Source organism: Massilia litorea, assembly GCF_015101885.1.
In the GTDB taxonomy this organism is placed as follows: Bacteria; Pseudomonadota; Gammaproteobacteria; order Burkholderiales; family Burkholderiaceae_D; genus Telluria; species Telluria litorea.
The window spans coordinates 2,734,116-2,752,791 of record NZ_CP062941.1; the positions used below are offsets into that span (position 1 = coordinate 2,734,116).

Sequence of the window (18,676 nt, forward strand, 5' to 3'; positions counted from 1 at the left end):
TTTCTCATGGGCATTGGCGTACCGTGTATGTACGACCGAATAGTCTGACCCATCAAGAGGAGACATACCATGAAACTTCGCCACACCCTGTGTGCCACGCTCACCGCGCTGTTGCCGCTGTGCTCCCTGACGCTGGCGCCGACCGTGGCCCATGCCCAGCAGTATGAGCGGCAGGATCGCTCGGGTCCGGTCATCCGCGGCTTCAATGTCGAGGAAGTGCGACGCCTGGCGCCCGGCGTCGAGCTGCATTTCGACATGTACGGCACGCCCGGCGGCAATGCCGTGCTGCGCATCGACGGCGCCACGCGCAATCTGCACATGACGGAAACCGAACCGGGCCAGTATGTCGGTACCTACACCATCGGCACGCGCGACCGCATCACGAACAACAGCAGCGTGACCGCCAACCTGCGCGTGGGCAACCGCGTGGCGACCGACGTGCTGGCCGAATCGGTGGTGCGCAATGGCGCGCCGCGTCCGAACCGCCGTGGCGACCTGGCCGCCATGCCGCGCATCGAGCGTTTCGAAGTACGCGGCAGCGAGGACCTGAGTCCGGGCAATGACATCGGCTTTGTCGTGTTCGGTACCCCGGGTTCACGTGTCGAGCTCTCCATCGCCGGCGCGCGCGGCGTGTTCTTCCTGCCGGAAGTGCGCCCTGGCGAATATGCGGACGACTATACGATCCGCCGCGACGACCGCATCGCTCCCGACAGCCGTGTAACGGCAACCATCCGCTCCAACGGCCGCTACACCTCGCAGGTGCTGGGCCGTCCGCTGCTGTCCGCCGCGCCGCGCCAGGTCGCCGCCGCCAGCGCGCCGGTGGCGCCCGCACCCCGTACCGCACGTTACTGCACCAATTGCGCGACGGTGGAAGCGGTGAACGTGGTTGAAGTCAGCGGTGAGGGCAATTACCTCGGCACCGGGGTCGGCGCCGTGGTCGGCGGCCTGCTCGGCAACCAGGTCGGCGGCGGCGATGGCCGCAAGCTCGCCACCGTGGCCGGCGCTGTCGGTGGCGCAATGGTGGGACGCAACGTCGAACGCAACCAGCGCCGTACCCAGCGTTATGAAGTGGTGGTGCGCTATGCGGGCAACGGCGCGACCCAGACGCTGCAGTACGAGAACGATCCGGGCTTCCGCCAGGGCGACGCGGTGCGGGTCAACAATGGGGTGTTGTCGCGGGATCAATAAAGCAAGGACAAACGGCTCCGACATGCGATTGCACGTCGGAGCCGTTTTTCATTCGCCGGCTCAACCGGCATTCAAAGCATCAGGCCGTCGCCAGCACCTGATCGTCCCCGGCGGCATCGAGCTCGGCCTTTTGCTTGGCGCCGGCAGCCTTGGTGCGCGAGCGCGAGGGTGGCAGGCGGCGCAGGGTTTTCAGGGCTTCCGGATCCTTGATGCCGATGGTGCGCTGGTCGACCGTGATCAGGCCGATTTCGTTAAAGGCGGACAGGGTGCGGCTCACCGTTTCCAGCGTCAGGCCCAGGTAGCTGCCGATCTCGTGGCGCGTCATGCGCAAGTTGAACAGCTTGCTCGAGTAGCCCATGGCGGCGAAGCGGTCGGCCAGCGAGACCAGGAAGCGCGCCACGCGTGCCTCGGCGGAGAGGGCGCCGAGCATGCCGATCATGGCCTGCTCACGCACCAGCTCGCGGCTCATCACGCCGTACATCAGGTTTTCCAGCTCCATGTGCACCCGGCCCAGGGCGGTGAGTTTCTTGAACGGCAGCAGGATCAGGTCGCAGTCGGACAGGGCCACGGCCTCGGAAGCGTAGTGGCGGGTGTGGATGCCGTCGACGCCGAGCATGTCGCCCTTCATCGGGAAGCTCAGCACCTGTTCGTTGCCGAATTCGTCGATGAGGACGGTTTTCAGGAAGCCGGAGTTGACGATGTAGAGGGTGTCGAAGGCCTGGCCGATGGTGTGGACGCGTTGGCCGGTCTTGAATTGTACGTGCTGGAACAGTAACTCTTCGGAATTGATGGAGACGGCGGCCGGGATGTGGAGCAGGTCGCAGACTTCCTTGAGGTTGGACCACAGGCGGCCCTGGCGCTGGCGGCCTGCTTCCATTGGAGTGGAATGCATGGTCGACGAGGCGTTGCGTTGTTCTGGCGTTTGCTGGGACTGCATGCTTTTCTCCAGTGAAGAATTCGAGCTGGAGCGGCTGGTGGTGGGGTGCCGCTACCGGGTGCTTCAATAGGATTCATCAAGCGGCAGGCTTGGCTTACGGAGAAAAATTAGATCGCAAGCAAGTCGATACGCTGAATTCAGTATGCCAACACGAGTTCGGCATTGGTATCAGCAATGGCTGAATGTGTAGGTAGGAGTGGGGCTAGGACTGTAGGAATATTCTTACTGATACGGGGCGTCAGCGAGTGGGAGCCCTGGGACTGCGTTTGCGCCAGTGCCGGTAGGGCAGGGGAAGTGCGTGGCGCACATGGCACAAATTGGGGCATGACGCTGTCAAAAGTCTTTGGCCCGGAGCGAGCGCGCCGGGCCGGGCCTCAGGCCTTCAGCGGCGCCAGCAGGCGGTGCGCCACGGCGTACTGCACCATTTCGGACAGCGAGGTCATCCCCATCTTCTGCATGATGCGCGTTTTATGGGTGCTGACGGTCTTCACCGACAGGTGCAGGTTGTTGGCGATCTCGGTGATCGATTTGCCGCCGACCAGCAGCGAAAACACCTCGAATTCGCGATCCGACAGCTGCTTGTGCAGCAACTGCTCGTTCGGCGCCATGATGTTCAGGGCCAGCTGCTCGGCCACCTCGGTACTGATATACGGACGCCCCGAGGCCACCTTGCGGATCGCGCCCACCAGCTGGGTGCCCGCGCTCTCCTTGGTCAGATACCCCTGGGCGCCGGCACGGATCGCCCGCACCGCATATTGCTCTTCCTCGTGCATCGTGAGGATCAGGATCGCGAGCTTGGGCGCCTCGCTGCGCACCTGGCGGATCAGGTCGACGCCGCTGCGTCCGGGCATCGACAGGTCGAGCAGCAGCAGGTCGAATCCGCCCTGGCGCACCAGCGACAACACCTCGAAGCCGTTGGTGGCCTCGCCGACGATCTCGACGTCGAGCGCGCCGTCGAGGATGCGCTTGAGCCCCTCGCGCATGATCGTATGATCATCTGCAATGACGATTCTTATCATGACATCCCCCCGCGCCACGGGCGAACCGTGGCTGCTCTGTATAGTGCACGCCGCGCAGGCGGCGTGCCGGCGCCCGCATCAGGTCGCTGCAGGCTCGTGGATCAGCCGGTGCACCAGCACCGGCTTGGTCGTATGCGACAACACCTTATTCGTGACGCTGCCCAGCAGGATCTGGCCCCAGCCGCTGCGTCCGTGCGACCCCATGAAGATCAGGTCGCAGCCCTCCTGTTCGGCGATGTCGACGATTTTCAGGGCCGTGGCATCGGAAAAAGCGGTCATGCAGCTGTGTTTCAGCCCGGCGTCCGCGCATGAGCGCATGATCCTGCCCATGTAGTCTTCGCCGGTGCGCCGCATCTGGGCGATGTATTCGTCCTCGCTGGGATAAGAGGGCGGAATGATCTCGACATACACGGGGTACTGGTATTCCGGTGCGACGAACAGGGCCAGCACCTCGGCCCCCATCTGGTGCGCGAACTTGACGCCGGCACAGGCCGTGTGCTGGGACACGGCCGAGCCGTCGGTGGTGATCAGGATTTTCCGGTACATGATGAGCCCCCTCCATACGCCACGGTATTGTGGCTGCTACTTCGTGTTCCGGGCTTGCGATAGCGCAACCTGTTGACCTTGCTCAAACACGGGTTCGCCTCAGCCGGAACGCCTCGAAAAACGATGCACAATCGACGCGACCACAAAACAACACCTGACTTGTGAAAATATTCAGGAACCGCACGGTTTTATTGTCGCGGAATTAAGATTCCTTGTCCATTTCGTCGTATTGCTTTTTCCGAGATTTACCTACGGCAACTACGCTGCTAAACTGGTTCACTGAATTTTGGGGCTTCCAGCGACCGCATGACGCGCGCGGAAGTCCGCATCCACCGGACCGAAGCAAGCAGATTGCGACACATTCATATCATGGAGAAGCAGGAATTATGACCGACGCCGCCGACGATTTCGACGCATTATTCGAGGAAGTGGCAGCCCAGCGCGCCAGCGCGCCAGCCGCCGCCTCGGCTCCGGTTGCCGCCGCCGCGCCGGCACCTGCCGCCGCCGATGAGGACGACCTGGAAGCCCTGTTCGACCAGGTCGCCTCCAGCCAGCCGGCCGCTCCAGCCAGCGCATCCACCGCTGCCGTCGCCGCGCCTGCCGTGGCCAGCGTCGCCATGGCACCGGTTGCCGCCGGCGAAGGCGAGACCGACAAGAACATGTACGAGCGCCTGGGCGGCATCGTGCGCCTGCTGCACGACTCGCTGCGCGAACTCGGCTATGACCGCGCGCTGACCGAGGCATCCTCGCAGATCAACGATGCCCAGGACCGCCTGGAATACGTCGCCACGCTGACCGAGCAAGCCGCGAACAAGGTGTTGAACACCCTCGACGAAGGCATGCCGGCGCAAGACAAACTGTCGAAGCAGGCCCAGGACATGGAAGGCCGCTGGACGGCCCTGTTCGCAGGCAAGCTGAGCCTGGACGAGTTCAAGGCCCTGGCCGGCGACTCGCGCCAGTTCGCGCAGGCCGTGCTTGACGCGACCGAGGCCGAGAAAGCCCGCCTGCTGGAAATCATGATGGCCCAGGACTTCCAGGACATCACCGGCCAGCTGATCAAGAAAGTCGTCATGATCACCAAGACGGTCGAGAACGAACTGGCCCAACTGCTGCGCGACAACGCACCGCCGGAAACGCGCGCCAAGCTGGCCGAAAAGGAAACTGCACCAGTGCAGCTCATGTCCGGCCCGTCCGTGCCATCCGCGGCGCTGGACCAGGATAACGTCGACGACCTTCTTGCCGATCTGGGATTCTAATGGACGATATGCTCAAGGACTTCGTCGTCGAGGCGATGGATCTGGCAGTCAATGTTGAAGAGCACCTGCTGCGCCTCGAACGCGATCCGGAGAACAAGGAAACGCTGAATGCGGTGTTTCGTTCGTTCCACACGATCAAGGGCGGTGCCGGCTTCATGGGCCTGCCCGCGCTGGTCGCGGCCTGCCACCTGACCGAAAACCTGTTCGACGCGCTGCGCACCGGCGCCGCGCCGGTCACGCCGCTGTCGATCGAGGCCGCGCTGCAGGCCTCGGGCTTCGTCGCCGACCAGTTGAACGACCTGAACAACGGCGCGACGCCGGAACAGCTGGCGCCGATGCCGCAGGATCTCGAACGCATCCTCACCGATGCGATCGAAGGCAAGACGCAAGCGGCGCCGGTTGCAGCGCCGGCGCCGGCGGCCGCACCGGTGGCTGAAGTTGCAGCGCCTGCCGCGGCCCCGGCCGCCGGTGAAGACGGCCTCGACTGGCCTGCGATGTACAACGCCGTCGTGCCTGCCGGCTTCGCCATCGCGGCCGGGCCCGCCACCGCCGTGTCGGACAATGCCGCCGCCGCCGTCCAGCCGGTCTCCGCGCCGGCCGCGCAAGCCGAGACCGTCGCCGCACCGGCCGCCAAGGCGGGCTGGGACGGCGTCGACCGCCGCAGCGATGCCAAGGCCGCCGCAGCCGCGCCGGCCAAGGACGAAAGCATCCGTATCGATGCCGTGAAACTCGACGCGCTGCTGGAAGTGGCCGGCGAATCGGTGCAGGCCGCCAACCAGGCCGCCGTGCTGCTCGAGCGCCTGGCCCAGTTCAAGTTCGAAGGGCAGGCCGCCACCCTGATGGCCACGCTCACCGAAACGCTGGAACGCGCTTCCCGCTATTCGGCCGAACTGCAGCGCGCCACGCTGGCGACCCGCATGCAGCCTGTGGGCCGCCTGTTCCAGAAGTTCCCGCGCCTGGTGCGCGAACTGGCGAAAGACCTCGGCAAGGACGTCGAGCTGACCATCGAAGGCGCCGAGACCGAAGTTGACCGCGTCGTCGTGGACAGCCTGTACGATCCACTGGTGCACATGCTGCGCAACGCACTCGACCACGGCGTCGAGTCGCCGCAGGAGCGTGTCGCCGGCGGCAAGCCGGCCAAGGCTTTCATCCTGCTGAAAGCCTGGCAGGAAGCCAACAGCGTCATGATCGTGCTGCAGGACGACGGCAAGGGCATGGACCCGATCAAGCTGCGCCGCAAAGCCATCGACAAGGGCCTGATCGGCGAGAACGGCGCCCAGACCGACGAGGATGCGTATCAACTCGTGTTCCTGCCGGGCTTCTCGACGAAGGAAGTGGCATCGTCCGTCTCGGGCCGCGGCGTGGGCATGGACGTGGTCAAAACGGCGGTGGAAAAGAACCGCGGCGCGATCCGCATCGATTCCTCGCTCGGCCACGGCACCAAGTTCGCGATCCGCCTGCCGATTGAACTGTCGATCGTGCCGACCATGCTGGTCTCCACCTCGGGCGCCTCGCTGGCGCTGCCGATGGCGGTGGTCGAGCGTGTGGTCGAGCTGCCGGAGACCTTCTCGATGGTCGGCGGCGCCCCGGTGCTGAAGGACCAGGGCCGTCCGCTGCCGGTGCGCTCGCTGGCCGGCTCGCTCGGCTACGAGGAAGCCGTCGAGCGCGTCGGCATCGTCATCAATGCGCCACAGCCGTATATCCTGGCGGTGGAAGCGGTCGACGGCACGGCCGACCTGGTCATCAAGCCGATGACGGCGCTGACGGTGGAAGGCATCACCGGCACCGCGCGTTCGGCCGAGGGCGAGCTGGTGCTGGTCGTGGGCCTGTCCTTCCTGATGGACGGTTGCCGCAGCACGGTGCGCATGGCAGCATAAAGTGCACTGAACAAGTGAAAAAGGGCGGAGTCTGCCCTTGCAATAAAAGCCTGCGCATCCGATGTGCAGGCTTTTTTTATTCAGACATTCGGCGCGAAGGGCAAATCTTGTTTGTTTGAGGCGGTTGGTATTGGCAGAATGATGCAAAACGACCCCATTACTGCCGCAGTGCACAAATATGGCATAATCAAAATCCCCCACCCAAGCGGGTCGGTTCGACAGGACACTAGCATGTTAAAAACGCTCTACGACAAACTCTGGGAATCGCACGTCGTGCGTGCCGATGCCGACGGCACGACCGTGCTGTATATCGACCGCCACCTGGTGCACGAGGTGACCAGCCCGCAAGCCTTCGAGGGCCTGCGCGAAGCCCATCGCGGCCTGTGGCGCAACGCCGCCAATCTGGCCGTGGCCGACCACAACGTGCCGACCACCGACCGCCGCGAAGGCATCGCCGACCCGACCTCGCGCCTGCAGGTCGAGACCCTCGACGCCAACGCGAAGAGCTTCGGGCTTACCTACTTCAACATGAACGACAAGCGCCAGGGCATCGTCCACGTGATCGGGCCGGAGCAGGGCGCGACGCTCCCCGGCATGACCGTGGTCTGCGGCGACTCGCATACTTCCACCCACGGCGCCTTCGGCTGCCTGGCGCACGGCATCGGCACGTCCGAAGTCGAGCACGTGCTGGCGACGCAGACCCTGCTGGCCAAGAAATCGAAAGCGATGCTGGTGCAGGTCGACGGCGCATTGCCTGCCGGCGTCACCGCGAAGGACATCGTGCTGGCCGTGATCGGCAAGATCGGCACCGCCGGCGGTACGGGCTACGCCATCGAATTCGGCGGCTCGACGATCCGCTCGCTGTCGATGGAAGGACGCATGACGGTCTGTAACATGGCGATCGAAGCGGGCGCGCGCGCCGGCATGGTCGCCGTGGACGACACCACGATCGATTACGTCAAGGGCCGTCCGTTCTCCCCTAGCGGTCCGCACTGGGAGCAGGCGGTGTCCTACTGGCGCACGCTGCACACCGATCCGGGCGCGAAATTCGACATGGTCGTCACCCTCGACGCGACGCAGATCCGCCCGCAGGTCACCTGGGGCACCTCGCCCGAGATGGTCACCTCGATCGACGGCCGCGTGCCCGATCCGGACCAGGAAAAGGATGCAGTGCGCCGCGACGCGATGGAAAAGGCGCTGGTCTACATGGCCCTGACCCCGAACACCCCGATCGAGAACATCCGCATCGACAAGGTCTTCATCGGCTCCTGCACCAACTCGCGCATCGAAGACCTGCGCGAAGCGGCCAGCGTCGTGCGCGGCCGCCAGCGCGCCTCGAACGTGAAGCTGGCGATGGTCGTGCCGGGTTCCGGCCTGGTCAAGGAGCAGGCCGAGCGCGAAGGCCTGGACAAGATCTTCAAGGCCGCCGGCTTCGAATGGCGCGAGCCGGGCTGCTCGATGTGCCTGGCGATGAACGCCGACCGGCTGGAGCCGGGCGAACGATGCGCCTCGACCTCGAACCGCAATTTCGAAGGCCGGCAAGGGCAGGGCGGACGCACCCACCTGGTGTCGCCGGCCATGGCCGCCGCGGCCGGTATCGCGGGCCACTTCGTCGACGTGCGCGCACTCTAAATCAACAACCGAACCACGGATTCAACATGAAAAAAGCATTCGCCCTCTCCCTGATCGCCATCGTTCTCGCAGGCTGCAACACGATCTCCGGCATCGGCCGCGACGTGCAGAAGGTCGGCCAGGTCGTCACCGGCGCCGGCGGCAAGTAATTACCCAATCGCGAACCGGGACAGGACATGGATAAATTCACCGTACACGAAGGACTGGTGGCGCCGCTCGACCGCGCCAACGTCGACACCGACGCCATCATCCCGAAGCAGTTCCTGAAATCGATCCGGCGCACGGGCTTCGGCCCGAACCTGTTCGACGAGTGGCGCTATCTCGACCACGGCGAGCCGGGCCAGGACTGCACGAACCGTCCGCTCAACCCGGACTTCGTGCTGAACCAGCCGCGCTACCAGGGTGCATCGATCCTGCTGACCCGCAAGAACTTCGGCTGCGGCTCCTCGCGCGAACACGCGCCCTGGGCCCTGCAGCAGTACGGCTTCCGCGCCATCGTCGCGCCGAGCTTCGCCGACATCTTCTTCAATAACTGCTACAAGAGCGGCCTGCTGCCGATCGTCCTCACCGAAGCGCAGGTCGACCAGCTCTTCAACGAGGTCAAGGCGACCACCGGATTCAAACTCGTGGTCGACCTCGAGAACCAGGTGCTGCGCACGCCGGATGGACGCATCGGTTTCGAATTCGCGATCGACGACTTCCGCAAGTACTGCCTGTTGAACGGCCTGGACGACATCGGCCTGACCCTGCGCCACGCCGACGAGATCCGCGCCTTCGAAGAGCGCCACCTGGCGCGCCAGCCCTGGCTGGCCAACACCATCTAAGAAAAAGAAAACGCACATGTCGAAAATTGCAATCCTGCCGGGCGACGGCATCGGTCCCGAAATCACGGCGCAAGCCGTGCGCGTGCTGGACGCCCTCGGCGAATCCTTCGAGATGGAGCAGGCGGAAGTCGGCGGCGCCGGCTATGCCGCGCACGGCCATCCGCTGCCGGAATCGACCCTGAAACTGGCGAAGCAGGCCGACGCCGTGCTGTTCGGCGCGGTCGGCGACTACCAGTACGACACGCTCGAGCGCGCGCTGCGCCCGGAGCAGGCGATCCTCGGATTGCGCAAGGAACTCGGCCTGTTCGCCAACCTGCGTCCCGCGATCCTGTATCCGGAACTGGCCGGCGCCTCCACCCTGAAGCCGGAAGTGGTTTCCGGCCTCGACATCCTGATCATCCGCGAACTGACCGGCGACATCTATTTCGGCAAGCCGCGCGGCGTGCGCGAATGCCCGGACGGTCCCTTCAAGGGCCAGCGCGAAGGTTTCGATACGATGCGCTACGCCGAAGGCGAGATCCGTCGCATCGCGCACGTCGCCTTCCAGGCTGCGCGCAAGCGTGACAAGCGCGTCACCAGCGTCGACAAGGCCAACGTGCTCGAGACCTTCCAGTTCTGGCGCGACATCGTGACCGACGTGCACAAGGAATACCAGGACGTCGCCCTCGAACACATGTATGTCGATAACGCGGCGATGCAGCTGGTGCGCGCGCCGAAGAAATTCGACGTCATCGTCACCGGCAACATGTTCGGCGACATCCTGTCCGATGCGGCGGCGATGCTGACCGGCTCGATCGGCATGCTGCCGTCGGCTTCGCTCGACGCCAACAACAAAGGACTGTACGAGCCTTCGCACGGTTCGGCGCCGGACATCGCGGGCAAGGGCATCGCAAACCCGCTGGCGACGATCCTCTCGGCTGCGATGATGCTGCGTTTCTCGCTCGGCAAGCTTGAACAGGCCGACCGCATCGAGACCGCCGTCAAGACGGTCCTCAAGCAAGGATTGCGCACAGCGGATATATTCGAGGATGGCACGCAGCGTGTAAGTACGGAACAAATGGGCGACGCCGTGGTGCGGGCGCTCCGGTAATTTTGACAAAACGACGGGGAATAAAATGAAATTGGTAGGCCTGGTAGGTTGGCGCGGCATGGTGGGTTCGGTCCTGATGCAGCGCATGCAGGATGAGGGCGATTTCGACCACATCGAGCCGGTGTTCTTCACCACCTCGAACGCGGGTGGCGCGGCGCCGAAGATGGCGAAAAACGAAACCACGCTCAAGAGCGCGCACGACATCGCCGAGCTGTCGAAATGCGAGATCATCATCTCCTGCCAGGGCGGCGACTACACCAGCGACATCTTCCCGCAGCTGCGCGCCAGCGGCTGGAACGGCTACTGGATCGACGCCGCCTCGACGCTGCGCATGAACGACGACGCCGTCATCGTGCTCGATCCGGTCAACAAGGACGTGATCAAGAACGCGCTCTCGCGCGGCGTGAAGAACTACGTCGGCGGCAACTGCACCGTCTCCTGCATGCTGATGGGCCTGGGCGGCCTGTTCGAGCAGGGCCTGGTCGAGTGGATGACCTCCATGACCTACCAGGCAGCGTCCGGCGGCGGCGCCCAGCACATGCGCGAACTGCTGACCCAGTTCGGCACCATCAACGGCGCGGTGAAACCGCTGCTCGACGATCCGGCATCGGCCATCCTCGAGATCGACCGCACCGTGCTGGCGACCCAGCATGGCTTGACGGCTGAGGAGACGAAGCAGTTCGGCGTGCCGCTGGCCGGCAACCTGATCCCGTGGATCGACAAGGACCTGGGCAACGGCCAGTCGAAGGAAGAGTGGAAGGCCGGCGCCGAGACCAACAAGATCCTGGGCCGCGGCGAAGGTTTCGGTAGCTCGGCGATTCCTGTGGACGGCCTGTGCGTGCGCATCGGCGCGATGCGCTGCCACTCGCAGGCGCTGACCATCAAGATGACGAAGGACGTGCCGCTCGACGAAATCAACGACATCATCGCTTCGCACAACCAGTGGGTGAAGGTGGTGCCGAACACGCGCGAAGCGTCGATGCGCGACCTGTCGCCGGCAGCCGTCACCGGCAGCCTGACGATTCCGGTGGGGCGCCTGCGCAAGATGTCGATGGGGCCGGATTACCTGTCGGCCTTCACGGTCGGCGACCAGCTGCTGTGGGGCGCGGCTGAGCCGCTGCGCAGGATGCTGCGGATCGTGCTGGACAAGTAAGAACGAACGCCGCGATCTTCGCGGCGTTTTTGTAGGGGTCCTTGATGCCAATGGCATCAAGGACGGTTTCACCGGGCTCTCCGAGCCCACGCGGTGATACGCGCCGGCGAGATCGTCGAGCACGAAATCGGAGCCGGTACGTACCACCGCGTGGGCGGAGCCCACCCTACAGTTCTTGGTGATTCGACCAGACTCGTTAACGCCCCGATAATCAAGCATCGCAACAGTCGATATCGAAACATTATCGATCACTCATCCATCCCACAGAATCGCAAGCCTACGCCCCGCAGAGCTTGCATGCTCCAGTGCATGATGATATGTTGAGACTTCCGGGAAACCGTCCTTTCCCTCCTGCCAACCCTCTCGCATCCAACTCTATGCCACTGAACCGCCGCCCTCAGATCATGTCGTCCGCGTTGAAAACGCTTACCGCCGCGGTCGCCAGTGCAGTGCTTCTGTCTTCGGTGGCAAATGCGGCGGGACTGGGCAAGCTGACCGTCCTTTCGGCGCTGGGCCAGCCGCTGCGCGCCGAGATCGAACTGACCGCCGTCTCGAACGACGAAGCCGCCGGCCTGGTCGCGAAACTCGCGACGCCCGACGCCTACCGCGCCGCCAACGTCGAATTCAATCCGGCCCTGCTGTCGCTGCGTTTCGCCGTCGAGCAGCGCGGCGGGCGCCAGTTCGTGCGCATCACCTCGCCGCAGCCGCTGAACGAACCCTTCGTCGACCTGCTGCTGGAGCTGTCCTGGAATAATGGACGCCTGGTGCGCGAATACACCTTCCTGCTCGATCCGGCCGAACTGCGCGCCACCCAGTCGGCCCAGGTCGCACCGAGTGCGCCGGCGCCAGGCGCGCGTCCCGGCCGCGTTACCGGCATGGCGAACGTCGACAACGCCGCCCCGGGCGCCCGTCCGCAGCGCAGCGCGCGCGCCGAAGAGACGGCCGGCGAGCCGTCGGCACGGGGAGCAGCGGCCGATTCGCGCTACCGCGTCAAGGCCGGCGACACGCTCGGCCGCATCGCCGGCAAGCTGAAACCGGTCGACGTTTCGCTCGACATGATGCTGGTCGCCCTGTACCGCGCGAATCCGGACGCCTTCATCGGCAACAACATGAACCGCCTGAAGTCGGGCCAGATCCTGTCGGTGCCGGGCGCCGAGAGCCTGCGCGGCCTCGACGCCGGCGAAGCGCACGGCACGGTCGTCGCGCATGCGGCCGATTTCAATTCCTACCGCAGCAAGCTGGCCGGCCAGGTCGCTACCAGCGCCCCGGCGCGCGAGGCAGGGGCAGGGCAGAGCGCGACCGGCCGCATCACGGCCAAGGTCGAGGAACGCCCGACCGCCGCCAACGAATCGCAAGACCAGCTGCGCCTGTCGAAGGCGCTGCCGCCAAAATCCGCCACGGGCGCTGCCACTGCCGAAGACGTGGTGGCCAAGGAAAAGGAACTGGCGGAGGCGCAGACCCGCGTCAAGGAGCTGGAAAAGAACGTCAACGACCTCGAGAAGCTGATCACGGTCAAGAACCAGACCGGCGCCGCCGCCACCCAGCGCGCGGCCGATGCGCCGGTGTCGAAGCCGATCGTCCCGGCGGCGCCGACCGTCGTGGCCCAGGCCGATGCCCCGCCGAAGCCGGCACCGAAGATCAGGACCGCGCCGAAAGCGGTGACCCCGCCGGCACCGGCCGAGACCAGCCTCGCCGACACGCTGATGGACAACATCCTGTACCTGGGTGCGGGCGCCGCCGTGCTGCTGCTGGCCGCGCTCGGCATCTCGCAGCGCCGCAAGCAGAAGGTGGTCGTCCAGACCGTGTCCGACACGCCGACCATCCTCGGCAGCGCGGCCCAGCCGGCGCAGGCGATGTTTGCGCAGACGGGCGGGCAGAGCGTCGATACCCACGACAGCGTCTTCAATTCCAGCTTCGCGCCCTCGGCCAGCCAGCTCGACACGAATGAAGTGGACCCATTGGCCGAAGCCGAGCTGTATCTGGCCTATAACTTCGACACCCAGGCCGAGGACATCCTCAAGGAAGCGCTGCGCAACGATCCGTACCGCCATCCGGTGCGCCTGAAGCTGCTCGAGATCTACGCGGCACGCAAGGACGTGCGCGCCTTCGAGACCCAGGCTACCGAGCTCTACAGCCTGACGGGCGGCAAGGGCGACGAGTGGGCGCAAGCCGCCGCGCTCGGCCATACGCTCGATCCGAACAACCCGATGTACGCCCAGGGCGCGGCGGCCGCTGTGGTCGGCGCCGGTGCCGCCGTGGCCGGCGCAGGCCTGGCAGCCGCAGGCTCGAGCTCCACAATCGTTGCCGACGACGCCGGTCCGCAGACCATGCTGTCCCAGCAGCTCGAGCAAGCCTTCCGCAACCGCGGCGACGCCTCCGAGATCATCGAACCGGACGCGACCGTGGACGCCGTCACCGGCGCGCCGCTCGACACCGGCTTCAACCTCGACAGCTTCGGCCTCGACAACGATGCCACCGCGCTGCCGCAACTGGCTGAGACGTCCCCGGCTGCCGCCAAGGCGGAAGACAATTTGCTCGACTTCGACCTCGGCGGCCTGAGTTTCGAGCCGGTCGCCGCCACCGGCACCGACAACGCGGTGCACGACGACGCTACCGCCGTGCCCGACCTGCAGTTCGACATGGAACCGTTCGCGCCGCTCGATCCCCCAGCGGGCACCCCGGCCGTGACGGGCGAGAGCCTGGACGACCTGGCCTTCGACATGGATTTCGACGCCCCGGCCACTGCACAGACTGCTACGGCCGCGGTGGACGAGGACGACGCCTTCGTGCTCGACCTCAGCAAGAACGGCCCCAACACCGACATCGACATGGCGCAGCTGGCACGCGAGTTTGAATTGCCGCCGCTGCCGGAAGCGCCAGGCACGCCACCGGCCTCGGACCTGAAGGATCCCTTGTTCGACCTCGACGCCATGGACTTCGGCATGCTCGATGCCAACCCGTCCGCCCCGGTGACCCCGGTAGGCGAGCGCCAGGAGCCGGTCTTCGATTTCGGCTCGACCGACCTCGACCTGACGCCGCCGGCCGCGCCGGCAGCGCAGGAGTTTGCCGCCGCGCCCGAAGCGGCCAAGGACCCGCTGTTCGACCTTGACATGATGGACTTCGGCCAGCCCGCCGCTCCGGCAGCGCCGCAGGACGATCCGTTCGCCATGACCGACGTGCCGGCGATCCCGAACCCGGGCACCCCGGTGCCGCGCTTCGACATGTCGGGCCTCGACCTCGACCTGCCGGCCAACGATTTCACCCTGACCGAGCCTGAAGCGCCGGCCGCAAGCCCGGTCGATCATGCCCCGATGGAACTGACCGCCGCGCAAATGGAAATGGAAACCAAGCTGGACCTCGCGATCGCCTACCAGGAGATCGGCGACAAGGAAGGTGCGCGCGAATTGCTCGACGAAGTCATCAAGGGCGGCAACGTCGAACAGTCCAGCCGCGCCAGCACGATGCGCGCACAGTTGGCGTGAGGCGCATCGCACTCGGACTCCAGTACGTCGGCACCGGCTGGAATGGATACCAGAAACAGCCGAGCCGTGACACCATCCAGGATGCGCTCGAGATCGCCCTGGAGAAGTTTGCCCGCACCAAGCTGTCCACCACCTGCGCCGGCCGCACCGACGCCGGCGTCCACGCGGTCGAGCAGGTCGTGCACTTCGACACCGAACTCGACCGACCGATGCAAAGCTGGGTGCGCGGCACGAATACCTTCCTGCCCGATTCGGTGTCCGTGCGCTGGGCCGCCGAAGTCGCGCCTGGCCCAGATGGCCAGGAGTTCCACGCGCGCTATTCGGCACGCTCGCGCACCTATCATTACGTCCTGTACAACAACCCGAATCCGTCCTCGCTGCTGGCCGGCCGCGCCGGCTGGGTGTTTCGCCCGATCGACGTCGAGCGCATGCAGGCCGCCGCGCGCCACCTGATCGGCCTGCACGATTTTTCGTCTTTCCGCGCTTCCGGCTGCCAGGCGAATACGCCGGTCAAGGACATGCAGGAAATCCGGATCGAGCGGCGCGGCGACATCATCGTCTTCACCGTGCGCGCCAGTGCCTTCCTGCACCACATGGTGCGCAACCTGGTGGGTGCGCTGATCTATGTCGGCATCGGCCGCAACGAGCCGGACTGGATGGCCGAGGTGCTGGCCGCCCGCAACCGCGACGCTGCGGCGCCGACCTTCATGCCCGACGGCCTGTATTTCGCGAAAATCGATTACGATCCGAAGTGGGGATTGCCGCAGGAGCAGCTCTCTCCGCTCCCCTGGCTCTAAGGTTTTACGCACATGCACCGTACCCGAATCAAGATCTGCGGCATCACCCGCGAGGAAGACCTGCGCGCTGCCGTTGCCAGCGGCGCCGACGCCCTCGGCTTCGTCTTCTACCCGAAGAGCCCGCGCTACGTCACGCCCGAACGGTTCGCCGCGCTTGCCGCCGGGTTGCCGCCCTATGTCAGCTCGGTCGCGCTGTTCGTGAACGCCGGCCTGGAGGAGGTGCGGGCGGTCGTGGACGCGGCACCGGTGGCGCTGCTGCAGTTCCACGGCGACGAAACAATGGAAGAGTGTGCGCGCGTCGCCGACGCGGTGAAGCGGCCTTTCGTCCACGCCTACCGCGTCAGGCCGGACACGGCCCCTGCCGATTTGCTAGAATGCGAACTCGCATACCGCGCCGCCAGTCCCTGGTTCTCGGGCCTTCTGCTCGATACCTATGTGGATGCCTACGGCGGTGCTGGAAAGGTCTTCGATTGGTCTCTTATCCCAAAAGAGCTCGCGCCTCGGGTCGTTTTGAGTGGTGGCTTGAGCGTGCAAAACGCGACTGACGCAGTCGCACGCGTACGCCCCTGGGCCGTCGACATCAGCAGTGGTGTCGAGGCATCCAAGGGGATCAAGGACGCCCGCAAGATCGCGGATTTCATCGCCGCGGTGCGGGCAGCCGATGCCACCATTGAAAGCGAGCACCCCCATGAAAGCAGTACAGGAAGCAGCCCTGGAGAGCCAGGAAGCCACCCTTGAACGGTCGGTCAACGCCCTGTTCCAGACCACCGACTACCAATTCCCCGATGCCAAGGGCCATTTCGGCCCCTACGGCGGCAGTTTCGTCGCCGAGACGCTGACCCACGCATTGGCCGAACTGAACGAGGCCTACGCCCGTTATTCGCAGGACCCCGAATTCCTCGAAGAATTCCGCTACGAGCTGGCCCACTTCGTCGGCCGTCCTTCGCCCGTCTATCACGCCAGGCGCTGGTCGGAACTGGCCGGCGGCGCGCAGGTCTTCTTCAAGCGCGAAGACCTGAACCACACCGGCGCCCATAAAATCAACAACGTGATCGGCCAGGCCCTGCTGGCGCGCCGGATGGGCAAGCCGCGCATCATCGCCGAGACCGGCGCCGGCCAGCACGGCGTCGCAACCGCCACCATCTGCGCCCGCTTCGGCCTCGAATGCGTGGTCTACATGGGCGCCGAGGACGTCAAGCGCCAGGCCCAGAACGTATATCGGATGAAGCTGCTGGGCGCGACCGTCGTTCCGGTCGAGTCCGGCAGCAAGACCCTGAAGGACGCGCTCAACGAAGCGATGCGCGACTGGGTCACCAACATCGAAAATACCTTCTACATCATCGGCACCGTGGCCGGCCCGCACCCGTATCCGATGATGGTGCGCGATTTCCAGTCGGTAATCGGCGAGGAATGCCGCATCCAGATGCCGGAAATGACGGGCCGCCAGCCGGACTACGTGGTCGCCTGCATCGGCGGCGGCTCGAACGCGATGGGCATTTTCTATCCCTACATCGACGAAACCAATGTGAAACTGGTCGGCGTCGAGGCGGCGGGCGAGGGGCTCGATTCGGGCAAGCACTCGGCCTCGCTGACGGCCGGCTTCCCGGGCGTGCTGCACGGCAACCGCACTTATCTGCTGCAGGATGCCAACGGCCAGATCATCGAGACCCACTCGGTCTCGGCCGGCCTGGATTATCCGGGCGTCGGTCCGGAACACGCCTGGCTGAAGGATTCGGCGCGCGCCGAATACGTGTCGATCACGGACGACGAGGCGCTGGCGGCCTTCCACGACTGCTGCCGCATCGAGGGCATCATTCCGGCCCTGGAATCCTCGCACGCGATCGCCTACGCGTTCAAGCTGGCGGCGACGCTGCCGAAGGACAAGCTGATCCTGGTGAATCTGTCGGGACGGGGCGACAAGGACATGCACACGGTGGCGCAACGCATGGGGCTCGATTTCGGCTGATCCGGCCAGAGCCCCTGCATTCCACCCGAAAACTTCAAAGAAAGTAAAAGCATGTCCCGAATTGCAAGTACCTTCGCCGCCCTGCGCGAACAAAACAAGACCGGCCTCGTCACCTTCATCACCGCCGGCGACCCCGGCCCCGACCTCACCGTCCCGCTGATGCACGCCCTGGTGGCGGGCGGGGCCGACATTTTGGAACTGGGCGTGCCGTTTTCCGACCCGATGGCCGAAGGCCCGGTCATCCAGCGCGCCTGCGAGCGCGCCCTGAAATTCGGCATCGGCCTGAACGACGTCTTCAATTACGTGCGCCAGTTCCGCGAAAGCGATCCAAGCACCCCGGTGGTGCTGATGGGCTACGCCAATCCGATCGAACGCATCGGCCCGGATAACTTCATCCTCAAGGCGAAAGAAGCGGGTGCCGACGGCGCCATCGTCGTCGACTACCCGCCGGAAGAGTGCGAAGCCTTTGCCGACGCCATGCGCGCCAACGACCTCGACCTGATCTTCCTGCTGGCGCCGACGTCCACGCAGGAGCGCATCAGGCAGGTGGCGCGCTACGGCAGCGGCTTCAGCTATTACGTGTCCCTGAAGGGCGTCACCGGCGCCGGCAGCATCGATACCGAGGACGTGGCGCGCCGCGTGGCCGCGATCCGCGAGCACGTCAGCCTGCCGATCGGCGTCGGTTTCGGCATCCGCGACGCGCAGACGGCGAAGGCGGTGGCCTCGGTGGCGGACGCGGTCGTGATCGGCAGCCGCATCATCCAGGAGATCGAAAACGTGGGTCCCGAGGCTGCCGTGCCGGCGGTACAGGCCTTCGTGGCCGGGATCCGCACCGCGCTCGACAGTTGATGCCGGCAGGGTGGGCCGTGATGCCGGGGCTCCAGTTCTGCCGGGATTCGTGCTCACCCT

Annotated in this window: 16 protein-coding genes; 13 read left to right on the forward strand and 3 right to left on the reverse strand. The window is 65.3% G+C overall.

What is annotated here, in order from left to right; translation table 11 throughout:
• Positions 1-69: 69 nt before the first annotated feature.
• Complete coding sequence (locus LPB04_RS12180; protein ID WP_193684849.1) at positions 70-1,188, forward strand: outer membrane lipoprotein; 1,119 nt, start codon at positions 70-72, stop codon at positions 1,186-1,188.
• Positions 1,189-1,267: 79 nt separating this feature from the next.
• Here LPB04_RS12180 and LPB04_RS12185 read toward each other — a convergent pair whose 3' ends face one another.
• From LPB04_RS12185 to LPB04_RS12195, 3 genes are all read right to left on the reverse strand, one after another.
• On the reverse strand, positions 1,268-2,065 hold the full coding sequence (locus tag LPB04_RS12185) for a Crp/Fnr family transcriptional regulator (protein WP_056332926.1): 798 nt from the start codon (positions 2,063-2,065) through the stop codon (positions 1,268-1,270).
• Positions 2,066-2,499: 434 nt separating this feature from the next.
• A complete protein-coding gene (locus tag LPB04_RS12190; RefSeq protein ID WP_056332929.1) occupies positions 2,500-3,144 on the reverse strand; it encodes a response regulator in 645 nt (214 codons plus the stop codon).
• A 78-nt stretch (positions 3,145-3,222) separates the two neighbouring features.
• Complete coding sequence (locus tag LPB04_RS12195) at positions 3,223-3,690, reverse strand: universal stress protein (RefSeq protein ID WP_193684850.1); 468 nt, start codon at positions 3,688-3,690, stop codon at positions 3,223-3,225.
• A 386-nt stretch (positions 3,691-4,076) separates the two neighbouring features.
• Here LPB04_RS12195 and LPB04_RS12200 point away from each other — a divergent pair, with 386 nt between their 5' ends.
• From LPB04_RS12200 to trpA, 12 genes are all read left to right on the forward strand, one after another.
• On the forward strand, positions 4,077-4,946 hold the full coding sequence (locus LPB04_RS12200) for a protein phosphatase CheZ (protein WP_193684851.1): 870 nt from the start codon (positions 4,077-4,079) through the stop codon (positions 4,944-4,946).
• Positions 4,946-6,823: a chemotaxis protein CheA gene (locus LPB04_RS12205; protein ID WP_193684852.1), complete on the forward strand. Its 1,878-nt coding sequence runs from the start codon at positions 4,946-4,948 to the stop codon at positions 6,821-6,823. Before LPB04_RS12200 ends, LPB04_RS12205 begins: the two co-directional genes overlap by 1 nt.
• Positions 6,824-7,054: 231 nt before the next feature.
• Positions 7,055-8,455: a 3-isopropylmalate dehydratase large subunit gene (leuC, locus tag LPB04_RS12210; RefSeq protein ID WP_193684853.1), complete on the forward strand. Its 1,401-nt coding sequence runs from the start codon at positions 7,055-7,057 to the stop codon at positions 8,453-8,455.
• A gap of 26 nt (positions 8,456-8,481) precedes the next feature.
• The gene (locus tag LPB04_RS24295; protein ID WP_267878188.1) at positions 8,482-8,604 is read left to right on the forward strand and encodes a hypothetical protein; all 123 of its coding nucleotides are present in this window, start codon (positions 8,482-8,484) and stop codon (positions 8,602-8,604) included.
• A gap of 27 nt (positions 8,605-8,631) precedes the next feature.
• Positions 8,632-9,279: a 3-isopropylmalate dehydratase small subunit gene (gene leuD, locus LPB04_RS12215; RefSeq protein ID WP_193684854.1), complete on the forward strand. Its 648-nt coding sequence runs from the start codon at positions 8,632-8,634 to the stop codon at positions 9,277-9,279.
• Between the two features lie 16 nt (positions 9,280-9,295).
• A complete protein-coding gene (gene leuB, locus LPB04_RS12220) occupies positions 9,296-10,369 on the forward strand; it encodes a 3-isopropylmalate dehydrogenase (protein ID WP_193684855.1) in 1,074 nt (357 codons plus the stop codon).
• 25 nt (positions 10,370-10,394) lie between these two features.
• Positions 10,395-11,522: an aspartate-semialdehyde dehydrogenase gene (gene asd, locus LPB04_RS12225; protein WP_193684856.1), complete on the forward strand. Its 1,128-nt coding sequence runs from the start codon at positions 10,395-10,397 to the stop codon at positions 11,520-11,522.
• Positions 11,523-11,971: 449 nt separating this feature from the next.
• Positions 11,972-15,004 (forward strand): FimV/HubP family polar landmark protein, encoded by a 3,033-nt coding sequence (locus LPB04_RS12230; RefSeq protein WP_227496386.1) that lies wholly within the window; start codon positions 11,972-11,974, stop codon positions 15,002-15,004.
• A complete protein-coding gene (gene truA / locus LPB04_RS12235) occupies positions 15,001-15,801 on the forward strand; it encodes a tRNA pseudouridine(38-40) synthase TruA (protein ID WP_193684857.1) in 801 nt (266 codons plus the stop codon). Before LPB04_RS12230 ends, truA begins: the two co-directional genes overlap by 4 nt.
• A 12-nt stretch (positions 15,802-15,813) precedes the next feature.
• On the forward strand, positions 15,814-16,539 hold the full coding sequence (locus LPB04_RS12240) for a phosphoribosylanthranilate isomerase (RefSeq protein ID WP_193684858.1): 726 nt from the start codon (positions 15,814-15,816) through the stop codon (positions 16,537-16,539).
• Positions 16,490-17,767, forward strand: a complete 1,278-nt coding sequence (gene trpB / locus LPB04_RS12245; protein ID WP_407943859.1) for a tryptophan synthase subunit beta — start codon at positions 16,490-16,492, stop codon at positions 17,765-17,767. Before LPB04_RS12240 ends, trpB begins: the two co-directional genes overlap by 50 nt.
• A 51-nt stretch (positions 17,768-17,818) precedes the next feature.
• Positions 17,819-18,616, forward strand: coding sequence for a tryptophan synthase subunit alpha (gene trpA, locus LPB04_RS12250; RefSeq protein WP_193684859.1), 798 nt, complete (start codon positions 17,819-17,821; stop codon positions 18,614-18,616).
• Positions 18,617-18,676 lie beyond the last annotated feature (60 nt).

What these genes read in the sequence shown, in the direction of transcription:
- LPB04_RS12240 (WP_193684858.1), top strand. Translation starts at nt 15,814, where the DNA reads ATGCACCGTACCCGAATCAAGATCTGCGGCATCACCCGCGAGGAAGAC.
- LPB04_RS12190 (WP_056332929.1), bottom strand. Translation starts at nt 3,144, where the DNA reads ATGATAAGAATCGTCATTGCAGATGATCATACGATCATGCGCGAGGGG.
- LPB04_RS12205 (WP_193684852.1), top strand. Translation starts at nt 4,946, where the DNA reads ATGGACGATATGCTCAAGGACTTCGTCGTCGAGGCGATGGATCTGGCA.
- leuC (WP_193684853.1), top strand. Translation starts at nt 7,055, where the DNA reads ATGTTAAAAACGCTCTACGACAAACTCTGGGAATCGCACGTCGTGCGT.
- LPB04_RS12200 (WP_193684851.1), top strand. Translation starts at nt 4,077, where the DNA reads ATGACCGACGCCGCCGACGATTTCGACGCATTATTCGAGGAAGTGGCA.
- asd (WP_193684856.1), top strand. Translation starts at nt 10,395, where the DNA reads ATGAAATTGGTAGGCCTGGTAGGTTGGCGCGGCATGGTGGGTTCGGTC.
- trpA (WP_193684859.1), top strand. Translation starts at nt 17,819, where the DNA reads ATGTCCCGAATTGCAAGTACCTTCGCCGCCCTGCGCGAACAAAACAAG.
- leuB (WP_193684855.1), top strand. Translation starts at nt 9,296, where the DNA reads ATGTCGAAAATTGCAATCCTGCCGGGCGACGGCATCGGTCCCGAAATC.
- trpB (WP_407943859.1), top strand. Translation starts at nt 16,490, where the DNA reads ATGAAAGCAGTACAGGAAGCAGCCCTGGAGAGCCAGGAAGCCACCCTT.
- LPB04_RS24295 (WP_267878188.1), top strand. Translation starts at nt 8,482, where the DNA reads ATGAAAAAAGCATTCGCCCTCTCCCTGATCGCCATCGTTCTCGCAGGC.
- leuD (WP_193684854.1), top strand. Translation starts at nt 8,632, where the DNA reads ATGGATAAATTCACCGTACACGAAGGACTGGTGGCGCCGCTCGACCGC.
- LPB04_RS12195 (WP_193684850.1), bottom strand. Translation starts at nt 3,690, where the DNA reads ATGTACCGGAAAATCCTGATCACCACCGACGGCTCGGCCGTGTCCCAG.
- LPB04_RS12180 (WP_193684849.1), top strand. Translation starts at nt 70, where the DNA reads ATGAAACTTCGCCACACCCTGTGTGCCACGCTCACCGCGCTGTTGCCG.
- LPB04_RS12185 (WP_056332926.1), bottom strand. Translation starts at nt 2,065, where the DNA reads ATGGAAGCAGGCCGCCAGCGCCAGGGCCGCCTGTGGTCCAACCTCAAG.